The 17,418-nt window shown below is 70.0% G+C and carries 17 protein-coding genes; 9 read left to right on the top strand and 8 right to left on the bottom strand.

All coding sequences use genetic code 11. From position 1 onward, the window contains the following. Nucleotides 1–345: 345 nt before the first annotated feature. From OCEPR_RS07310 to OCEPR_RS07285, 6 genes are all read right to left on the bottom strand, one after another. Nucleotides 346–630 (bottom strand): GIY-YIG nuclease family protein, encoded by a 285-nt coding sequence (locus OCEPR_RS07310; RefSeq protein WP_013458072.1) that lies wholly within the window; start codon nt 628–630, stop codon nt 346–348. 53 nt (nt 631–683) lie between these two features. Next, on the bottom strand, nt 684–4,247 hold the full coding sequence (metH, locus tag OCEPR_RS07305; protein ID WP_013458071.1) for a methionine synthase: 3,564 nt from the start codon (nt 4,245–4,247) through the stop codon (nt 684–686). Between the two features lie 69 nt (nt 4,248–4,316). Next, nucleotides 4,317–4,706, bottom strand: a complete 390-nt coding sequence (locus OCEPR_RS07300; protein ID WP_013458070.1) for a DUF3197 domain-containing protein — start codon at nt 4,704–4,706, stop codon at nt 4,317–4,319. 55 nt (nt 4,707–4,761) lie between these two features. After that, complete coding sequence (locus OCEPR_RS07295; protein ID WP_013458069.1) at nt 4,762–6,381, bottom strand: putative ABC transporter permease subunit; 1,620 nt, start codon at nt 6,379–6,381, stop codon at nt 4,762–4,764. Beyond that, nucleotides 6,347–7,105 (bottom strand): ABC transporter ATP-binding protein, encoded by a 759-nt coding sequence (locus OCEPR_RS07290; RefSeq protein ID WP_013458068.1) that lies wholly within the window; start codon nt 7,103–7,105, stop codon nt 6,347–6,349. Before OCEPR_RS07290 ends, OCEPR_RS07295 begins: the two co-directional genes overlap by 35 nt. A gap of 6 nt (nt 7,106–7,111) precedes the next feature. Continuing rightward, nucleotides 7,112–8,434 (bottom strand): S41 family peptidase, encoded by a 1,323-nt coding sequence (locus OCEPR_RS07285; RefSeq protein ID WP_013458067.1) that lies wholly within the window; start codon nt 8,432–8,434, stop codon nt 7,112–7,114. A 90-nt stretch (nt 8,435–8,524) separates the two neighbouring features. Between OCEPR_RS07285 and ftsE the strand changes: the two genes are divergently transcribed. Together ftsE and hpf are read left to right on the top strand one after the other, a co-directional pair. Beyond that, on the top strand, nt 8,525–9,208 hold the full coding sequence (gene ftsE / locus OCEPR_RS07280) for a cell division ATP-binding protein FtsE (protein WP_013458066.1): 684 nt from the start codon (nt 8,525–8,527) through the stop codon (nt 9,206–9,208). A 51-nt stretch (nt 9,209–9,259) separates the two neighbouring features. Further along, nucleotides 9,260–9,811, top strand: a complete 552-nt coding sequence (gene hpf / locus OCEPR_RS07275; RefSeq protein WP_013458065.1) for a ribosome hibernation-promoting factor, HPF/YfiA family — start codon at nt 9,260–9,262, stop codon at nt 9,809–9,811. A gap of 45 nt (nt 9,812–9,856) precedes the next feature. Here hpf and OCEPR_RS07270 read toward each other — a convergent pair whose 3' ends face one another. Next, a complete protein-coding gene (locus tag OCEPR_RS07270) occupies nt 9,857–11,059 on the bottom strand; it encodes a murein hydrolase activator EnvC family protein (protein ID WP_013458064.1) in 1,203 nt (400 codons plus the stop codon). After that, nucleotides 11,056–11,922 carry a cell division protein FtsX gene (locus OCEPR_RS07265; protein ID WP_013458063.1) on the bottom strand — a complete coding sequence of 289 codons (867 nt, stop codon included), beginning with the start codon at nt 11,920–11,922 and terminating at the stop codon, nt 11,056–11,058. The genes OCEPR_RS07270 and OCEPR_RS07265 overlap by 4 nt, the downstream gene beginning before the upstream one ends. Nucleotides 11,923–11,986: 64 nt before the next feature. Here OCEPR_RS07265 and OCEPR_RS07260 point away from each other — a divergent pair, with 64 nt between their 5' ends. The 7 genes from OCEPR_RS07260 to OCEPR_RS07230 are packed head-to-tail and all read left to right on the top strand — an operon-like array spanning nt 11,987 to nt 17,381. Then, nucleotides 11,987–12,871 (top strand): sensor histidine kinase, encoded by an 885-nt coding sequence (locus OCEPR_RS07260; RefSeq protein WP_013458062.1) that lies wholly within the window; start codon nt 11,987–11,989, stop codon nt 12,869–12,871. Then, the gene (locus OCEPR_RS07255) at nt 12,868–13,446 is read left to right on the top strand and encodes a response regulator transcription factor (RefSeq protein ID WP_013458061.1); all 579 of its coding nucleotides are present in this window, start codon (nt 12,868–12,870) and stop codon (nt 13,444–13,446) included. The genes OCEPR_RS07260 and OCEPR_RS07255 overlap by 4 nt, the downstream gene beginning before the upstream one ends. Nucleotides 13,447–13,504: 58 nt before the next feature. Continuing rightward, complete coding sequence (locus tag OCEPR_RS07250; RefSeq protein WP_013458060.1) at nt 13,505–14,752, top strand: NosD domain-containing protein; 1,248 nt, start codon at nt 13,505–13,507, stop codon at nt 14,750–14,752. Beyond that, nucleotides 14,737–15,486, top strand: a complete 750-nt coding sequence (locus tag OCEPR_RS07245; protein WP_013458059.1) for an ABC transporter ATP-binding protein — start codon at nt 14,737–14,739, stop codon at nt 15,484–15,486. The genes OCEPR_RS07250 and OCEPR_RS07245 overlap by 16 nt, the downstream gene beginning before the upstream one ends. Further along, nucleotides 15,458–16,102: a nitrous oxide reductase accessory protein NosL gene (locus OCEPR_RS07240; protein WP_013458058.1), complete on the top strand. Its 645-nt coding sequence runs from the start codon at nt 15,458–15,460 to the stop codon at nt 16,100–16,102. The genes OCEPR_RS07245 and OCEPR_RS07240 overlap by 29 nt, the downstream gene beginning before the upstream one ends. Nucleotides 16,103–16,113: 11 nt before the next feature. After that, nucleotides 16,114–16,605 carry a nitrous oxide reductase accessory protein NosL gene (locus OCEPR_RS07235; RefSeq protein WP_013458057.1) on the top strand — a complete coding sequence of 164 codons (492 nt, stop codon included), beginning with the start codon at nt 16,114–16,116 and terminating at the stop codon, nt 16,603–16,605. Nucleotides 16,606–16,607: 2 nt separating this feature from the next. After that, nucleotides 16,608–17,381 carry a hypothetical protein gene (locus tag OCEPR_RS07230; RefSeq protein ID WP_013458056.1) on the top strand — a complete coding sequence of 258 codons (774 nt, stop codon included), beginning with the start codon at nt 16,608–16,610 and terminating at the stop codon, nt 17,379–17,381. Nucleotides 17,382–17,418 lie beyond the last annotated feature (37 nt).

Here is a 17,418-nt window from a genome sequence, read left to right as displayed (position 1 = left end):
AGCATTGAAGCACGGGGTGAGCGAGCATTTGTATGCCAATGTGCGCTGCCGCCAACAAGCCGTCGAGTTTGCAAAGGTGTTAACCCAACCTCAGTCGCGGTTGGTGACTCGGTCTGGACCCCAGCTTTCGCTGGGGTGACGAAGTTTCGTCGTAAGTGTTTTTTCCGCTGCCGTTTTATCGAGAACTAATGAATTCACCATCGCAGGCATCAAGAATCAACTTTATTTCTCCAACCAATCTCGTCATTCCAACCAAGCAGGTCGTAGACCTGCGCGAGCTGGAATCCAGAGCCTAAAGCATGGTGAGCGCGCGTGAGGCGTTGAATATACGAGGCCGGCAACAATTTAATCGAGCAAATGGAACAGGTCGTTCCAGTTGGGGTTTTCCTTTTGAATGAGGTCAATCTTCCACGCACGTTTCCAGGCCTTGAGCTGCTTTTCGCGCTGGATGGCCGAGGCCATGGTGGGGTGGAGTTCGAAATAGACGAGGCGTTTGAGCCCGTAACGCTTGGAAAAGCCCTCGACCAATCCCTGACGGTGCTCCCAGGCGCGTCGCTTAAGGTCGGATGTTACCCCAACGTAGAGAGCGCCGTTCTTGCGGTTGGCCACGATGTAAACGGCAGGTTGCATCTAATGCAACTATAGCCTCGGCAATGGGTTTACCGGTGCATATTTCGGGGCGGTCAAACGTTGAAGTACCGCGCTTCGGGGTGGTGCACCACGAAGGCGCTGGTGGATTGTTCGGGGACGAGCTGGAAGTCTTCGGTCAAACTCAGACCGATGTCGCGCCAGGAAAGCAGGCGTTCCAGTTTGGCTTGGTCTTCCAGGTGGGGGCAGGCGGGGTAGCCGGGGGCGTAGCGGGCCCCCTGGTAGCCCTGGGCAAAAAGCTTTTGCAGGTCGGTGGCGTCGGCGGCGGCAATGCCCCACTGCTGGCGCAGGCGCTTGTGCCAGAACTCGGCCAGGGCTTCGGTCATCTCTACCGAGAGGCCGTGGAAGAGCAGGTAGTCTTCGTATTCGCCGGCGTCGAAGAGCTGCTGGCTGTAGGCGCTGGCGCGGGGGCCCATGGTGACGGCCATCAGCGCCATCACGTCGCGGGCGCCGGCGGCCCAGGCGGCCGGGGGCAGCCACTCTTCCTCATCGCCTAAAGGCTCCGCACTGCGGGGGCGGAAGTAGTCGGCGAGAGCAAGGCCGCCGCCGGCCTGGCGGGGGAAGGCGAAGCGCTCGAGCTCGGTCCCCGTTTCCGGGTCGAAGAGCACCACCGCGTCCCCCTCGCGCGCGGCGGGCCAGAAACCGTAGACGACCCGGGGCTCGAGCAGGTTTTCGTCAGCGGCGCGCTCGAGCCAGCGGCGCAGCCGCGGCCGGGCTTCGCGCTCGATGAGCGCGCGGTGTTCCTCGGGGCTCAGCTGGCCGCGCTTGTACCCCCACTGGCCGCGGAAGAGGGCGTTTTCGTTCAGGTAGCGGGCGATGGTAAAGAGGTCGAGCTCGCCCGGCTCGACGATGCGGCGGCCGAAGAAGGGCGGCCGGGGAACGCGCGGCGGCGGGGCGACCGGTTTGGCGCGGGCGGGGGCGGTTCGCGGTTTCGGTCTGGCCGCGGCGGCGGGTTTGGCGGGCTCTGCCCGGCCGCGTGCGCCGACGATTTCTTCCATCAACTTCAGGCCGGCGAAGGCGTCGGGGGCGTAGTGGACGGTGCCGGGGTAGACGGCGCGCAGGTCGCGCTCGACGTAGCTGCGGTTGAGCGCCGCGCCGCCGAGGATGACCGGGATGCGGTGGCCTAGGGCGGCCATGTGCTCCAGGTTCTCCTTCATGACCGCGGTGCTCTTGACCAGCAGGCCGCTCATGCCGACGGCGTCGGGCCGGTAGCGCTCGACGGCCTCCAGAATCGAGTCGATCGGCTGCTTGATGCCCAGGTTGATGACCCGGTAGCCGTTGTTGGAGAGGATGATGTCGACCAGGTTCTTGCCGATGTCGTGGACGTCGCCCTTGACCGTCGCCAGCACCAGGGTGCCCTTGTGGCTGCCCTCCTGCCGCTCCATGTGGGGCTCGAGCCAGGCGACCGCGGCCTTCATCACCTCGGCCGACTTGAGGACGAAGGGGAGCTGCATCTGGCCGGAGCCGAAGAGGTCGCCCACCTCCTGCATGCCACCGAGCAGGATCCGGTTGATGATCTCTTCGGCGCGGTACTTCTCCAGCGCCTCGGCCAGGTCTTCTTCGAGCCCCTTCTTGCGCCCCTCGACGATGCGGCGGTGCAGCCGCTCTTCGACCGGCAGTTCGGCTTCGTCCTTTCGGGCCTCGTCAAGGGTGTGGCTTTCGAAGTAGTCGATGAAGGCGAACAGCGGGTCGTAGCCCTCTTCGCGGCGGTCGTAGATGAGGTCGCGCGCCAGCCACACCGCCTCTTCGGGAATCTGGTTGACCGGTACGATCTTGCCGGGGTGGACGATGGCGGCGGTCAGGCCGGCTTGCTGGGCCTCGTGCAGGAAGACCGCGTTGAGCACCTTGCGGGCGGGGGGCTTGAGGCCGAAGGAAACGTTGGAGACCCCCAGCACGAAGCCGACGCCGGGCAGGGCGTCCTTCAGGTAGCGCATGGCCTCGAGCGTGGCCAGCGCCAGCCGCCGGGTGTCTTCGTCGCCCTGGGTGATGGGGAAGGTGAGCAGGTCGAAGAGGATGTCTTCGGGCAGAAAGCCATGCTTTTCCACCAGCCGCCGGTAGATGCGCTGGGCCACCTCGAGCTTGCGCTCGACCGTCTTGGCCATGCCCTCCTCGTCGATCGTCAAAGCGACGACCGCCGCGCCGTGGGCGCGGGCCAGCGCGGCGGTGCGGTCGAACCGGGCCTCGCCGTCTTCGAAGTTGACCGAGTTGATCACCGGGCGGCCGGGGACGTGCTCGAGCGCCGCTTCGATCACCTCGGGTTGGGTGCTGTCGATCATGAGGGCCGCGTCCACCTCGCGGGCCAGCCGCTCGACCACCCGCACCATGTCGGCCTTTTCGTCGCGGCCGGTCCAGGCCACGCTGACGTCGAGCATCTGCGCCCCGCCGGCCACCTGGTCCTGGGCCAGCTCGACGATGCCGTCGAGGTCGCCGGCGAACAACAGTTCGCGGAACTTCTTGGAGCCGGTGGCGTTGGTCCGTTCGCCGATCATCAGCACCCCGGCCTGGGGGCGCAGCTCGACCGCCTGGTAGAGGCTGGCCACCGCCGGGGGCTCGAGCCGGGCCGGGCGCGGCCTGGTCTGGGGTGCGCCCGCCAGCGCCTGGCTGAGGGCGCGGATGTGCTCGGGGCCGGTGCCGCAGCAGCCGCCGACCACGTTCAGGCCGTACTCGGTCACGAACTTGGTCTGCCAGCGGGCCAGCTCTTCGGGGGTCAGGTCGTAGACCACCTGGCCGTCTTCGTTGCGCGGCAGGCCGGCGTTGGGCATGCAGACGGTCGGTCGGCTGGAGTGTTCGGCGAAGACGCGGATGTGCGGGTCCATCAGGTCGGGACCGGTGGCGCAGTTCATCCCCACCACGTCCACCGGCAGCGACTCGAGCGCCGCCAGCGCCGCCTCGGCGTCGCTGCCCACCAGCATCTGGCCGGTGGTCTCGATCGTCACCTGGGTTTGCAGCGGCACCTCGCGGCCTTCGTCGCGCATCGCCTGGCGCACCGCCTGGACCGCGCAGCGCACCTGCAGAATGTCCTGGGCGGTCTCGATGACGATCAGGTCCACCCCGCCGGCGATCAGGCCGCGGGCGGCGGTGCGGTAGCTTTCGAAAAGCTCGTCCCAGCTAATCTGCCCCAGGCTGATCAGCTTGGTTCCCGGGCCCAGGGAGCCGGCGACGAAGCGGGACTTTTCGGGACTGCTGAAAGCGTCGGCCATCTGCCGCGCCAGCCGTGCGCCGGCCTCGGCCAGCTCGCGGGCGCGGGCCGCCAGGCCGTACTCGCCGATCACGTGGGGCATCACCCCGAAGGTGTTGGTCTCGATGACGTCGGCTCCGGCTTCCAGGTAGCGCTCGTGGATCTCGCGGATCACGTCGGGCCGGGTGAGGTTCAAGATCTCGGGACAGCCGTCGTATTCCGCGCCGCCGTAGTCTTCGGGCTTCAGGTCGTACTTCTGCAGCTCGGTGCCCATGGCGCCGTCGAAGACGAGCACCCGCTCGGAGAGGGCGCGCAGGTAGGGGAACCGGCGCGCGCGCTCGGCCAGGTCGTAGCGCAGCCGGGGCAGGGGCAGCTCGCCCCAGCCCGTCCCCTGCGGTGCGTGTTCGTGGTCGTGCGCCATGGAAAAGGCCCCTCCGGCCTTAGGCGCAAAGTATAGCAAAACGGCGCGGAGGGACGTGAGAAACGGGGTTCAAGCCGCGTACAGGCGGGGGTCGGCGGGGTTGGCGTTGGCGAGCAGGCGTTCGCGCGCCGCGGCTTCGTCCATGGCGTCGAGGGCGGCGTAGACGTCCGGCGGCAGCACGGCTTCCTTGAAGTTGTAGGCACCGCCCTTCCTGAGCAGCTGCACCAGCTCGGCGAGGGCCCGTTCGCCCGCTTCGCCGTAGGCGGGGCCGAAGGCGTCCTCGGTGAGCAGCGCGTGCTTGCCGCCCACCAGGAAGACGCGGTAACGCGCCCGTTCGCGGCGGCCTTGGCGGTCGGTCACGAGCACGACCTTGAGCGAGGGGAAGTGCAGCTTCTTGAGCCGGGGTTTCAGTTGCTCGAGCGTCTCCTCGGGCAGCCCTTTGAATCCAATCCGCTCCATACCCCCATTCTGCTCTGCGGCGGCGGTTTGCGCCAGGGGCAGGGGCCCTTGGCGGTCAGCGTCCCTTGGCGTAGGCCAGGCCCAGCGACGCCAGCGCGACGGCGAGCGTGAGGAGGATCACCGCGGCCAGCCAGAGCGCGCCTTCGGGCCCCGAGAGGTAGTCGGCGCGACCGCCGAGGGCCCAGTAAACCGGCCGCGCGTCCAGCGCCGCGATCGCGAAGGCGAACAGGGTGCCCACCAGCATGTAGAGCATGCCGCCCAGGCTCATGGGCACCTCGCTGGCGTTCGTGGCCTCGCGGTTGGGCCAGACCGCCCCGAGGCCGACCCCCAGGGCCGCCAGCCCCACCACCGCCGCCAGCGCCGAGATCAGCGAGACCGTACGCAGACCGGGGTCCAGGCCGATGACCGAAGGCGCGTAGAGCCCCAGCGCCAGCCCGAGGGGGAGCAGGAGCAGCAAGGCGAGGGCGTAGCGGGAGAGCAGGAGGCCCAGCCGCCCGACCGGCGCGGTCTGAACCAGCCAGTAGCCCGGGCCTTCGAAGGAGTAGAGCGGGTAGGCGAGGCGGACGCCCACCCCCGCGATCACCAGGCCCTGGAAGGCGAGGTGCAGGAAGCCCACGACGCGCACGAAGACCGCACCCTCCAGCGGCATGGCGGCCAGGCTGGTGGTGTAGAGCAGGACAAGCACGGCGACGAGCACCAGCTGCGCGATCTGGTTGGGATCCCTCAAGAAGAGGCGCAGGTCGCGCACCCACAGGGCCCCGACGCCGCCGAGGCGGGCGAGCGCGCGTTCCCAGACCGCGGGCGGCCGCGCGGGTCTGAGGACGCTCGCGCCCTCGAGGCCGCGGACCCAGCCTGCCTGGTAGGCGTAGCCGGCGGCGAGTGCGCTCGCTCCCAGCACGGCGGCGGCCGTCAGCAACAGCCCCAGCAGCGCGGGGGAAAGCGCCGCCGGCTGGGCGAGGGCCTCCTGTACCGCGCGGCCCGCCCAGGCCGGTGGAAGGAAGGGGGCCGCGGGGTTCTGGAACTGCTGGATGAAGGCCTTCAGGGCGGCCTCGTTCGCGAACTCCTGGCGGAAGAGGGCTTCGGGGCGCAGGGCCCGCAACCCGTAGATCATCGCGCCGCCCAGGACGGCGCTGAGCGCCCCGGCCCACTCGCGGGCGCGGCCCGCGGGGGCGAAACGCACCAGCGGCAGCGCCAGCCCGACGCCCAGGCCTACGGGCAGGGCGTACAGGGCCAGCACCGCGAGGGTGGCCACGAGGTGGTAGCCGAAAGGGGCCTCGTGAAAGGCGCCCAGGGCGTAGAGGACCGGCAGCGTGAGCAGCGTGGGCACGAGCGCGGTCACCGCGTAGGTCTCGATCACCTTGAGCGTGAAGACGCGGGCGGCCGGCAGCGGCCAGGCCAGCAGCAGCGGCAGGTCGCGGGAATCGTAGAGGACCGCGAGCGCCCCCGGGAGCGCCGAGAGCAGCACCGCGGCCGAGAGCACCAGGAACAGCCCTTCGAGGCTGCGCACTTCCACGACGCGGGCGGCGAAGGGGTAGCCGGAAAGGAAGCGCAGGAAGGCCAGGGTGCCGCCGTAGGCGAGGGCGGCCACCCCCAGCCCCAGGGCGGCGGCCACCAGCACCGCAAGCGGGCGGGCGGCGAGGCTATGGCGCAGGATGCGCAGGCGCAGCCGCAGCATCTTGGGCAGCGTCCTCCGTGAGCCGTATGAAGACCTCTTCCAGGCTGGCGTCACCGTGCTGGGCGCGGACCGCGTCCGGGGCGCCGAGCAGCCGCAGCCGCCCTTCGTGCAGCAGGGCCACGCGGTCGGCGGCGGCCTCGGCGAGTTCCATCTGGTGGGTGGAGAAGAGCACGGCGCGGTCGGGCTTCGAGTACGTGCGCAGCAGGGTGCGCACGGTGCGCGCGGCCACCGGGTCGAGCCCCACCATCGGCTCGTCCACGATCAGCACCCGCGGCTCGGGCAGCAGGGCTGCGGCGAAGGTGAGCTTCTGGCGCATGCCGTGGGAGTAGGTCTCGATCAGGGCCGAGGCGAAGCGCTCGAGCCGGAACTCCGCGAGCAGCGCCTCGATCCGGGCCTCGATGCGGCGCCCTTCCATCCGGTAGAGCCGCCCCACGAAGCGCAGCAGCTCCACGGCGGAGAGCTTGCCGTAGAGGTAGGGGCGGTCGGGCACGTAACCGAAGAGGCGTTTGGCCGCCACCGGGCGGCGCCAGACGTCGACGCCGGCGAGTTCCACGCGTCCCCGGGTGGGCCGCAGCTGGCCGGTGAGCGCGCGGATCGCCGTCGTCTTGCCCGCGCCGTTGGGCCCCAGGAGCACCAGGGTCTCGCCGGGGGGCACGTGCAGGTCCAGGCCCTCGAGCGCGGTAAAGCGGCCGTAGCGCTTGGTGAGGCCCTGGATCCGGATCACGCGGGTCTAGCGGGCGCCCAGAAGCTCGAGCGCCTTCTTGAGGATGGCGTCGTTCTCCACGTCCACCTTGGCCTCGCCCTGCACGTCCGAGAGCTCGCGCGGGGGCAGCTCCTCGCTGAAGCTGAACTTGCCCTCTTCGTCGGCGGTCGTGGTGTAGGTCTTGCCGCCGGTCGAAAGCGTCACCTCGGCGCCGGGTTCGGCCCCCAGGCCCTCGAAGGCGAGCGGCGTGGGGAAGCGGTTGTCGCGCACCTTGACGTCGGGGGTGATCCCCTGTTCGTGGATGGAGCGCTTCTTGGGTGTCAGCCACTCGAAGGTGACCAGGGTGAGCTCACCGCCGTTGGCCAGGGTGAAGACGTTCTGCCCCACGCCCTTGCCGAAGGTCTGCTCGCCCACCACCTGGGCGCGGCCGGTGTCCTGCAGGGCGCCGGCGACGATCTCGGAGGCCGAGGCCGAGCTGCCGTTGACGAGCACGACCATCTCGTCGTTCCAGATCGTGCGCGGGCTCGCTTCGCAGTAAGCGCGGGTGGAGCGGCGGTCGCGGGTGTAGACGATCACGCCGCGCTTCAAGAAGGCGTCGGCCACCTGGCAACCCTGGTCGAGCAGCCCGCCGCCGTTGTCGCGCAGGTCGAGGATCAGACGGGTGGCGCCCTGGCGCTTCAGGTCGGCCACCGCCTGGCGCAGCTGCTCGATGACCTTGACGTTGAGGAAGGTCTCGATGGCCACGTAGCCCACGTCGTTCGGGAGCATCGCCTTGCTCACCGAGACGATCTCGATCTTGCGGCGGACGATCTCGAAGCGCAGCACCGCATTGGCGCCCTTGCGCTGCACCCCGATGGTGACCTTGGTGTCCTTGGGGCCGCGGATCTTGGCCACGATGTCAAAGAGCGGCAGGTCGCTCACGTTTTCGCCGTCGACCTCGACGATCACGTCGCCGGTCTTGATGCCGGCGCTGAAGGCGGGGCCGCCGCGGAAGACGTTGACGATCTTGGCCCCGGTGCCGTCGGGGTTGGCCGGGGAGATCTGCACGCCGATGCCGAAGAACTCGCCGCGCACGTCCTCTTCGCGGATGTGGGCGTTGCGCGGCGGGCTGTAGCTGGTGAAGGGATCGCCCAGGGCGCCGACGACGCCGCTGATGCCGCCCTGCAGGAGCTCGTCGGCCTTTTCCGGGCCGATGGGCTTCAGGTACTGCTCCTGAATGATCTCGTAGGTTTCGATCAGGGCCTTGCCGTTGGGGTTGCGTTCGAAGCCCGCGCCGCCGCCGAACTGCGCGAGGCCCACGGCCACGGTCAGCAGGGCCACGCCGGCCCAGAGGAGTCGAGGATGCGCCATGGAGCGCATTTTACCCCGGAGCGCATGAGAAGAAGGTAGCCGGGCCTTCCTGCGCAAAGCCTCATCCGGGTGGGGTATCTTGGGTCCAGAATGATCCACTTTCACCGGGTCTCGGTCGAGTACCCCCGCACCAAGACAATGGCGCTCTACAACGTCAACCTCGAGGTCAAGAAGGGCGAGTTCGTCTTCCTGGTGGGGCATTCGGGCGCGGGGAAGAGCACCTTGCTGGGCTTGGCCCTCAAGCGGCTCGAGCCCACCTCCGGGGCCGTCTACGTGGCGGGTCAGAACCTCGCCAACCTGCGGGGCAACCGGGTGGCGCTGCACCGGCGCAACATCGGCATGGTCTTCCAGGACCACCGGCTGCTCGCCGACCTGACCGTCGAGGAGAACCTAGCCTTCATCCTGCGGGTGCTGGGGGTGGACCCGCGCGAGTGGAAGAAGCGCATCGTGCGGGTCTTGCGCACCGTGGGCATCGTCCACAAGCGCCGCGCCTACCCCTACCAGCTCTCGGTGGGGGAGGCCCAGCGGGTGGCCATCGCCCGCGCCATCATCGGGCGGCCGCCCATCGTGCTCGCCGACGAGCCGACGGGCAACCTCGACCCCGAGAACGCGGTGCAGGTGCTCGAGATCTTCAAGGCCATCCACGCCTCCGGGGCCACGGTGATCATCGCCACCCACTCGCGCGAACTGGTGGAGGCCTACCCGCAGCGGGTCGTCGTCCTGCGCTCCGGGCAGCTCGTACGCGACGAGAAAACCGGCACCTACGCCCTCTAGGCCGGTGCTAGACTGGAAGAGAGGGTGAAGTTCGGTCCGAAAGGAGGACGTATGAACATCTACAAGTTCGTGGGTCGCAACGTCGAGGTCACCGAAGCCCTCAAAAACTACGTCGAGCGGAAGGCCGAACGGCTGGACCGCTACTTCGACAACATCGTCGACGCCAAGGTGGTGCTGTCGATCGCGGGCGCCCCGCACGTGGAGCGCCGCGCCAAGGCCGAGATCCAGCTCAACGTCCCCGGCGGCATCATCCGCGTGGAGGAATCGGACCCCGACATGTACGCGGCGATCGACCGCGCGGTCGAGGTCCTGGAAAAGCAGCTGAAGCGGTTCAAGGGCCGCCTGATGGGCAAGCGCCACAGCGGCCTCGGACCGAGCGCCCCCCCGCCCCCGCCGCCCGAGGAGGAAGAGGAGCCCTTCGAGCCCGAGATCGTGCGTGTCAAGCGCTTCGAGATGAAGCCGATGACCCCCGAGGACGCGGCCCTGCAGATGGAGGCCCTGGGGCACACCTTCTTCGTCTTCCGCAACGCCGATACCGGCGAGATCAACGTCATCTACCGCCGCCACGACGGCAACTACGGCCTGATCGAGCCCGGGGCCTAGCCCCCGCGCCCGCGGTTCCCGCCCGCCGCGCCCTGCGGCGGGCGTTCAGTAGTACTTGGCCGGGTCGACCGAGACGAGCCGGCCCTTCTGGCTGAGGATGACGCTGAACCACATCTCGTTGGGGGGGATGATCGCCGAGCCCCCCAGGTAACCGATGATCTGCCCCTGCAGCACCCGGTCCCCGGTGCGCACGAGCGGCTCCTGGAGGTTGGTGTAGCGGGTGAGCAGGTTGTCGGCGTGCAGGATGAGCACGTTCCAGCCGTAGTTGGCGTAGAAAGCGGTGGCGAAGACCTGGCCATCGGCGGCCGCGCGCACCGGGGCGTAGTTCTGGTCGGCCTGGATCACCTGCCAGGTGTTGTCGGCCTTGCCGAAGGGCGTCACGATGCGGCCGCCGGGGATGGGGAAGAGCAGCTCGCCCACGAGCTCGCGGGGGATCTCGAAGCTGGGGCCGACGGTGCGCCCGGCGCGCGCTGCGGCCTCCCGGCGGCGGCGCTCCTCTTCCAGGCGGCGCTTCTCGGCTTCGAGCTGGGCCGCGAGCGCCTGCATCTGGCGCTCGAGCTCCTCGGCCGCCTTGTTGAGCTCGACGATGCGCACCTCCTCGGCGGCCCGTTTCTGCTCGAGCTCGGCGAGCACCGCCCGGTACTGGCGGCGTTTGGCTTCGAGCGCGGCGATGCGCGCCTCGCGTTCGCTCTTCTTCTTGGTGAGCTCCTGGAGCAGGTTCACGAGCCGCTCGCGGGCCGCGTGCAGCTCCCGCACCAGCGCGCTCAAGGTCTCGACGAGGCGCACGTCGCTGGCGCCCAGGTACTGCACCCAGCCGGCGCGCATCAGCAGGTCCGAGAGCGACTGGGCGCGCAACAGCGGCAGGTAGCGCCCGGCGCGTTCGCGGTAGAGCTTTTCCACCAGCCGCGTCATCCGCCCTTTCAAGCGTCCCAGCTTGGCCTCGATCCCCGCGATCTCCTGCTCGGTGGCGGCGATCTGGCCCTCGAGGCCGGCGATCGACTTCTCGATCTGGCGTTTTTCCCGCTCCAGACGGGTGATGTCGCGGGCCACGGCCTCGAGCTCGCGCCGCTTCCGTTGCACCTCGGCCCCCAGCTGCTTGAGCCGCACCTCGGCGGCGCGCGCCGCCTCGATGCGCTGCTGGCGGAGCTGCTCGGCCTGCTGCAACGCGGCGTTCAGCTCCTCGAGCGAGGCCTGCCCCCAGGCCAGGGGCAGCGCGAGGACCAGGAGCAGGGTCAGCCAGCGCTTCATGTTTCCGTATCCCGCAGGTAGGTGCGCACCGAAAGCCAGGCGCCGAAGAAGCCCAGGAAGACCGAGAGGGCGAGCAGGCCCAGCGAGGCGCGCAGCAGGTCGTCGGGGGAGAGGACGGGCAGGAAGGGCAGCAGGTTCTGCAGGGTGGCGGCGACGAAGCGGTAGGCGAGGTTGCCCAGCGCCAGCGCGAAGAGCGCCGCGGAGAGGGTGAGGAGCAGCCCTTCGAGCAGGAAGGGGCGCTGCACGAAGCCCCGGGTGGCCCCGACCATCAGCATCACCCGCAGCTCCTCGCGGCGGTTCTCGATGGAGAGCCGGATCGTGCCCATGACGCTGAAGAAGGTGTCGACGATCAGGAGCAGCATCAGCACGTTGGCCCCCAGGCGCAGCCCGGCGAGGAAGCGCACCAGGCGCTCCGTCACCTCGCCGCCGTAGTCGACGTTGCCGGGGCCGATCTGCGGCAGGTCGCCGAGTTTGCGCGCCACCTGGCGGGTGAGGGTGGGGTCGATGAGGCGCACCTTGAGGGTGTCAGGGAGGGGGTTGTCGATCAGGTCGGAGGCCTCGGCCAGGTAGGGGTACTCGAGCTGCAGCAGCGCCAGCGCCTCGTCCTTGCCGATCAGCTGCACCGACTCGACCTCGGGCCAGGAGCGCACCTGCGCGAGGACGGCCTGGGGGTCGGCGCCGTCCTTCAGGTAGGCGACGATCTCAACCTCGCTCTCCAACGAACCCACGACCCGGTCCAGGTTCCAAAGCAAAAGCCCCACCAGGAAGAGGAGCGAGAACGAAACGGTGGCCGTGGTCAGGGTCGCAAGGGCGCTGGTCGGGTGACGGCGGAACGCGCGCAAGGCCTGGGTGAGGGCGTACACATCGGTAGTTTACCCGCTTGCAAATTAAGGGCATGGGAACCGGCGGCTGCGTTAACGTAAGGGCATGCGCCTGCGCGTGGCCATCATCCTCGCGGCGGTCTTCGCCTACCTGAGCCCGCTCGCGGTCTTCTTCATCCACTACTGGGCCCGCGGAAACCCGGGGTTCGCGGCGCTCTACTACCGCTACCACCTGCTCGTGGACGCGGGCATCACCTTCGTGGCGGCGAGCCTGAGCGGCATCACCGTCTACTGGGCGCTGCGCTACATGCTGGGCCCCTGGCTGCGCCTGGAGCGCGAGCTCGAAGGCCTGCTCGCCGGCCGCGAGCGGCTGCGTCCGGTGGGCGAGGAGCACGCCGACCGCATCGTGGCGCGGATCAACGAGCTGCTGCGCATCAGCCGCGACTACCTGAGCCTGCAGGAGCTCGAGTTCAGCCAGCTGGCCTCGGCGCTGCACGACGACGCGGTGCAGACGTTGATCGCGGCCCGCTGGGCGCTGGGGCGCGGCGAAGCCGAGAAGGCCGAGCGACTGGTGCGCGACGCCGAGAAGAGCCTGCGGCGGGTGATCTGCCGGCTGGCGCCGCCGGAGCTCGAGCACCTGGACCTGCGCGAGGCGCTGGAGCAGCTGGCCCTGCGCCAGGGGCTGGAGCTCGAGCTCGCCCTTTCGGTCGACCTGGGCACCGAGGAGGCCATCGAGGTCTTCCGCATCGTGCAGCACGCCCTGGCCAACGCGCGCCGGCACGGGCGGGCGCGCAAGGTCTGGGTGCGCATCGAGCGCAACGGGGAGATGCGGGTCAGCGTGGACGACGACGGGCGCGGCGGCGCGATCGAACCGGGACAAGGGTTACGGTTGCTCGAGGCTAGAATGAGGTTGCGCGCGGGGCGCCTCGAGTGGGAGCCCAGCCCCCACGGCGGCATCCGCCTGGCGGCCTCGTGGCCGGTGGAGACATGAAGATACTCGTCGTAGAAGATCACGCGATGGTGCGCGAAGGGCTCGTGCGCATCATCGAAGGCGCGCTGCCCGACGCCGACGTCCGTGCCGTGGGCACGGCCACCGAGGCGAAGCAGCACCTCGACTGGGCCGAGCGGGTGCTGCTCGACCTCTCCCTGCCCGACCAGCACGGGCTGCGCTTCCTCGAGGAGATCGGGGTCAGCCACCCCGACCTGCCCGTCATCATCCTTACGGCGTACGACGAGCCCGCCTTCCGCACCCGCGCCTCCGAGGTGGGGGCCGCGGCCTTCCTTTCCAAGAACGAGCCGCCCGAGGTGCTGGCCGCGGCGCTCGCGGACCTGCAGGCGCCGCCCGATTCGGGGGCGCACCCGCGGCTCGAGCGCCTCTCGCCCACGGAGCGGCAGGTGCTGGCGCTCTTCGGTCAGGGGCTGTCCAACGCCGAGGTGGCCCAGCAGCTGGGGATCGAGGAAAAGACCGTCTACACCCACCGCCGCCACCTGATGTTCAAGCTGGGTCTGCGCAGCGCCCAGGACCTGTTGCGCTTCGCCACCCTGTACCACGCGGGCCTGGACTAGAAGCCTAAGAAAATTTCGTACCGTTTTCCTCACGCGCGGTTCACGTAAAACGTAATGCGTGTGGTTCCTGTTTGCAGCTGCGCTGGTGCTCCAGCCCGGAGATCCGCTGCCCCCGCTACAGCCTGGCGACACCCTGAGGCTCGCCCCCGGCGTGCACGCCGGCCCCTGGACGATCGACGTCCCGGGGGTCCGCCTGGTGGCCGAACCCGGGGCCGTTCTCGACGGGGGCGGCGCGGGCAGCGCGCTGGTGTTGGCGGCCGAAGGGATTGCGGTGGAGGGGCTCGAGGTGCGCCGCGTGGGGCGCGGGAGCGACTTCTACGCCCCCGACGCGGCCGTGTGGCTCGTCGACTGCCCGGACTGCACGGTGCGCGGCCTGAAGGCGGTCGGGGTGACCACGGGCGTGCGGGCCGAGGACTCGCCGCGGGTCCGCGTCGAGGACTGCGAGCTGCAGGGTCTGGGCGACGCGCCCGGGATCACGCTCTACCGCACCCCCGGCGCGCGGGTGCAGGGCAACCGCGTCGAGGGGTTCCTCGACGGCATCTACCTCGAGCACGCCTCGGGCAGCCGCGCGCTCGAAAACGTCTCCCGGGGCAGCCGCCGCTACGGCTTCCACCTGATGTTCAGCCGCGACGTCGAGGTCGCCGGCAACCGTGTGGAGCAGGGGCGGGTCGGATCCGCGGTCATGTACGGGGCCCGGGCCTGGGTGCACGACAACGTCTTCGCCGGGCACGTGGGTCCGCTGGCGTTCGGCCTGCTGGTGCAGGAGCAGAGCGAAAGCCGCTTCGAGCGCAACCGGGTCACCGGGAACACCGTGGGGATGCTCGTGGTCTCCTCCCCGGACGACGTCTTCCGGGCCAACGACCTGTTCGACAACGGCTTCGGCGTGCTGGTCCGCCGCGAACGCGACAAGGGCGCTTCGGCGCTGCGCTTCGAGGGCAACCGGTTCCGCGGCAACGTCTACGACCTAGCCGTCGACGATCCCGAAGCCAAGGTGGCGATGCGCCGCAACCGCTACGATCGCGTGCGGCCGCTCGACCTCGACGGGGACGGGGCGGCCGACCTGCCCTACGTACCCAGCTCCAGCTACGCGCTGCTGACGAGCCGGCAACCCGACCTCAGCCTCTTTGCCCTGGGGCCGGGGATGCTGCTTTGGGAGCGCGTCGAGGGGCGGGTGCCGGCGCTGCGCTTCATGACGCTGGCCGACGCGGCGCCGCTGCCGCTCGCGCGGGAGGGGCGGCCCTTCGCGGGCTTCGCCTGGATCCTGGCGCTCGCCGGTCTTGGAGGGGGGCTATGGTTGCGCTCATAGAAGCCTGCAAACGCGGCCGCCTGGAGCCGCTCACGGTCGAGATCGGCCCCGGCGCGCTGGCCCTCGTCGGGCCCAACGGCGCCGGGAAGAGCACGATGCTGGGCCTGATCGCGGGCCGGCTCGCCCCCAGCTGCGGCCGGGTGACGCTGGACGGCTTTCCGGCGCGCTCGCCACGGGCCAGCGCGCTGCGCGCCTACGTGCCGCAGCAGATCGCCTGGCCTCCGCATCTGCGCGCGGCCGAGGTGCTGGGCGCAGCCCGGCGCATGCGCGGAGCGTCGGAGGCGGCGCTGGAGGCGGCGGTCCGGCGGATGGGGCTCGAGCCGGTGCTGCCGAAGCCGGTGGGCCTGCTCTCGGGGGGGATGCGCCAGCGCCTGGCGCTGGCCGCCGGACTGCTTGGGGAGCCGCCCGTCTGGCTGCTGGACGAACCCGCGAGCGCGCTCGACCCGGGCGGCTTCGCGCGGCTGCGCGGCTGGGTGGACGAGCACCGCGCGAACGGCGGGACGGTGATCGTCAGCGCCCATCGGCCCGAAGAGGTGGAGGCCCTTGCCGACGAGGCGCTGCTGCTGGCCCACGGCCGGCTGCGCGCCCGCGGTCCGGTGGACTCGTTCTACCGCTACCGCCTCGAAGACGGCCGCGATCTCAGCGAGGTGCTTCCGGGGGCCCGCGTGCTGCGGGAACCCGTGGACACGCTTAGGGAGGTGCTTTATGAAGAGGAGTCGACGTCGTCTGATTAAGGGTTTGGGTGCGCTGGGGCTGGGGGCGCTGTTCAGCCCGGTCCTGGCGATGGGCCACGGCCGTCCGGCGCCGGGCATGGGGGCGCCGCAGCCGGGGACGGGCAAGATCTACCCGGCGGCGGAAGTACCCTGGCGAGAGGGGCGCTGCGCCTTTTGCGGCATGCCCCTGGCCACGCCCGAGGGCGGCTGGCGCGGCAAGAAGTTCCCCAAGGGCTTTTTCGAGCGCACCTACGCCCAGATCGTCTTCGAGGACGGCGAGGCCCTGCACTTCGAGTCGCTGGCCTGCATGTTCAACTACGCCTACGCCAAGGGGCTGGTCGACGGCGACGGCAGCACCTTCTACGTGATGGCCGTGGAGGCGCTGCCGAAGGGGTGCAAGCGCCTGGGCCTCGTTCCCGCGCGCCAGGCCACCTACGTTTGGGGCGAGAAGCTGAAGACGACGATGATGGCCCGCCTGGTGGCCGTGCCCAGCCCCAAGAAGGCCGGCGACTTCGTGAGGAACCGCCCGAACCTCGGCCGCTACCACTTCTACACCTACCGCCAGCTGCTCGACCTGAGCCCGCTCCCGGAGGCCAACCTGGTCCCGCTGCTCGCCAAGCAAACCGGGCTCGTGTAGGCTGACGCTTGATGAAACGCCGCGACCTACTCAAGGGCCTGATCGGCCTCGGCGTTCCCTGGAGCCTGGGGGTGCTCGCCGAAGCGCGCTCCGTGCGCGTGGGGGTGGACGTCTGCCCCTACTGCAACATGACCGTCATCGACGCACGCTACGCCGCCCAGATGATCACGCGCACCGGCAAGGTCTACAGCTACGACGCCATCGAGTGCCTGGTGGACCACCTGAACGGCTACGGCGGACCCAGGGTGGAACCGCGCGAACTCTACGCCGCCGATTTCGCCGCCTCGCGGGCGGACCGGGCCGAGCTGCGCGCCGTGGGCGACCTCGTCTTCCTCTACCACCGCCGCATCCGCACGCCGATGGGCGGGGGGCTCGTGGCCTTCGCCCGTTCCGGGGACGCGGACCGCTTCGTCCAGGAGCGCCGGCTCCAAGGGGTGCGCCGGATGCGCTGGGACGAGCTGGTGGCCGAAGGCCGGCAGCACGCCTGGGTGCCGCCCTACTGACGATGTCCGGACTCCAGGCCCCCGCCCTTTTCACGCTCTACCTCAAGGCGCTGCTGCGCAATCCCTGGGCCTGGGCGGCGGCGCCGGCGCTCGCGGGTTTTGCCGCGGTGTTTGCGGCGCGGGGGGCGGAGGTGGGCCTCGTCAGCACCTTTGCCCTCGCCCTGCTGGCGCTTCCGCCCCTGTGGTTGGCGCTTGCGGTGCCTTTGCTCGCCGAGCGTGAGGAGTGGGCTTTCTGGGCCGCCTTTCCCGGCAAGGCGGCACGGCTCTACCGTGCCGGGGCCTTCGGCGTCGCCGCGGCCTTCCTGCCCCCGCTCTTGCTGGGGGCCGGGCTGGCGGGGGGCGTGCTGGGCCTCGGCGCGGGGCCAACGCTGCTCCTCTTCGGCCTGCTCGCACTGGTGGCCCTCTACTGGGCGGGGGTGGCCGCGCTGGCCGCGGCGCTCAGCCCCGAGGCGCCCCGCGCCTTGGGTTTGGGGCTGGCCTTCTGGGCCGTGCTGGTGTTGCTCTACGAGCCGGTCGTCGTGGGGTTGGCGGTGGCCCTTGCCGACTGGCCCCTGGAGGCGCCGCTGCTCGCGGCGGTGCTTTCCAACCCCATGGAGCTGGCGCGGATCGGGCTGCTGAAGACGCTCGAGGTTCCGGTGCTCGTGGGACCCGTCGGCTACCTGCTCGACCGCTTCCTGGGCGCGTGGGGCCCGGCCCTGATGCTCCTGACCTTCGGGTTCTGGATCGCCTTCTTCTTCGCGCTGGCGGGCTGGATCTTCGCGCGCAGGGACCGCTGAACCCGGCGCGGCGGCAAAGAAGCGCCCGGCCCTGGGG

Source organism: Oceanithermus profundus DSM 14977, assembly GCF_000183745.1.
GTDB lineage: Bacteria > Deinococcota > Deinococci > Deinococcales > Marinithermaceae > Oceanithermus > Oceanithermus profundus.
Note: the sequence above shows the minus strand (reverse complement) of the source record. Positions and strands in the feature narration are given on the sequence as shown.

Bases quoted from the DNA above. Each gene is read 5' to 3' on its own strand.
- metH (WP_013458071.1), bottom strand. From the start codon at position 4,247: ATGGCGCACGACCACGAACACGCACCGCAGGGGACGGGCTGGGGCGAG.
- hpf (WP_013458065.1), top strand. From the start codon at position 9,260: ATGAACATCTACAAGTTCGTGGGTCGCAACGTCGAGGTCACCGAAGCC.
- OCEPR_RS07295 (WP_013458069.1), bottom strand. From the start codon at position 6,381: ATGCTGCGGCTGCGCCTGCGCATCCTGCGCCATAGCCTCGCCGCCCGC.
- ftsE (WP_013458066.1), top strand. From the start codon at position 8,525: ATGATCCACTTTCACCGGGTCTCGGTCGAGTACCCCCGCACCAAGACA.
- OCEPR_RS07240 (WP_013458058.1), top strand. From the start codon at position 15,458: ATGAAGAGGAGTCGACGTCGTCTGATTAAGGGTTTGGGTGCGCTGGGG.
- OCEPR_RS07300 (WP_013458070.1), bottom strand. From the start codon at position 4,706: ATGGAGCGGATTGGATTCAAAGGGCTGCCCGAGGAGACGCTCGAGCAA.
- OCEPR_RS07235 (WP_013458057.1), top strand. From the start codon at position 16,114: ATGAAACGCCGCGACCTACTCAAGGGCCTGATCGGCCTCGGCGTTCCC.
- OCEPR_RS07310 (WP_013458072.1), bottom strand. From the start codon at position 630: ATGCAACCTGCCGTTTACATCGTGGCCAACCGCAAGAACGGCGCTCTC.
- OCEPR_RS07245 (WP_013458059.1), top strand. From the start codon at position 14,737: ATGGTTGCGCTCATAGAAGCCTGCAAACGCGGCCGCCTGGAGCCGCTC.
- OCEPR_RS07270 (WP_013458064.1), bottom strand. From the start codon at position 11,059: ATGAAGCGCTGGCTGACCCTGCTCCTGGTCCTCGCGCTGCCCCTGGCC.
- OCEPR_RS07230 (WP_013458056.1), top strand. From the start codon at position 16,608: ATGTCCGGACTCCAGGCCCCCGCCCTTTTCACGCTCTACCTCAAGGCG.
- OCEPR_RS07255 (WP_013458061.1), top strand. From the start codon at position 12,868: ATGAAGATACTCGTCGTAGAAGATCACGCGATGGTGCGCGAAGGGCTC.
- OCEPR_RS07260 (WP_013458062.1), top strand. From the start codon at position 11,987: ATGCGCCTGCGCGTGGCCATCATCCTCGCGGCGGTCTTCGCCTACCTG.
- OCEPR_RS07285 (WP_013458067.1), bottom strand. From the start codon at position 8,434: ATGGCGCATCCTCGACTCCTCTGGGCCGGCGTGGCCCTGCTGACCGTG.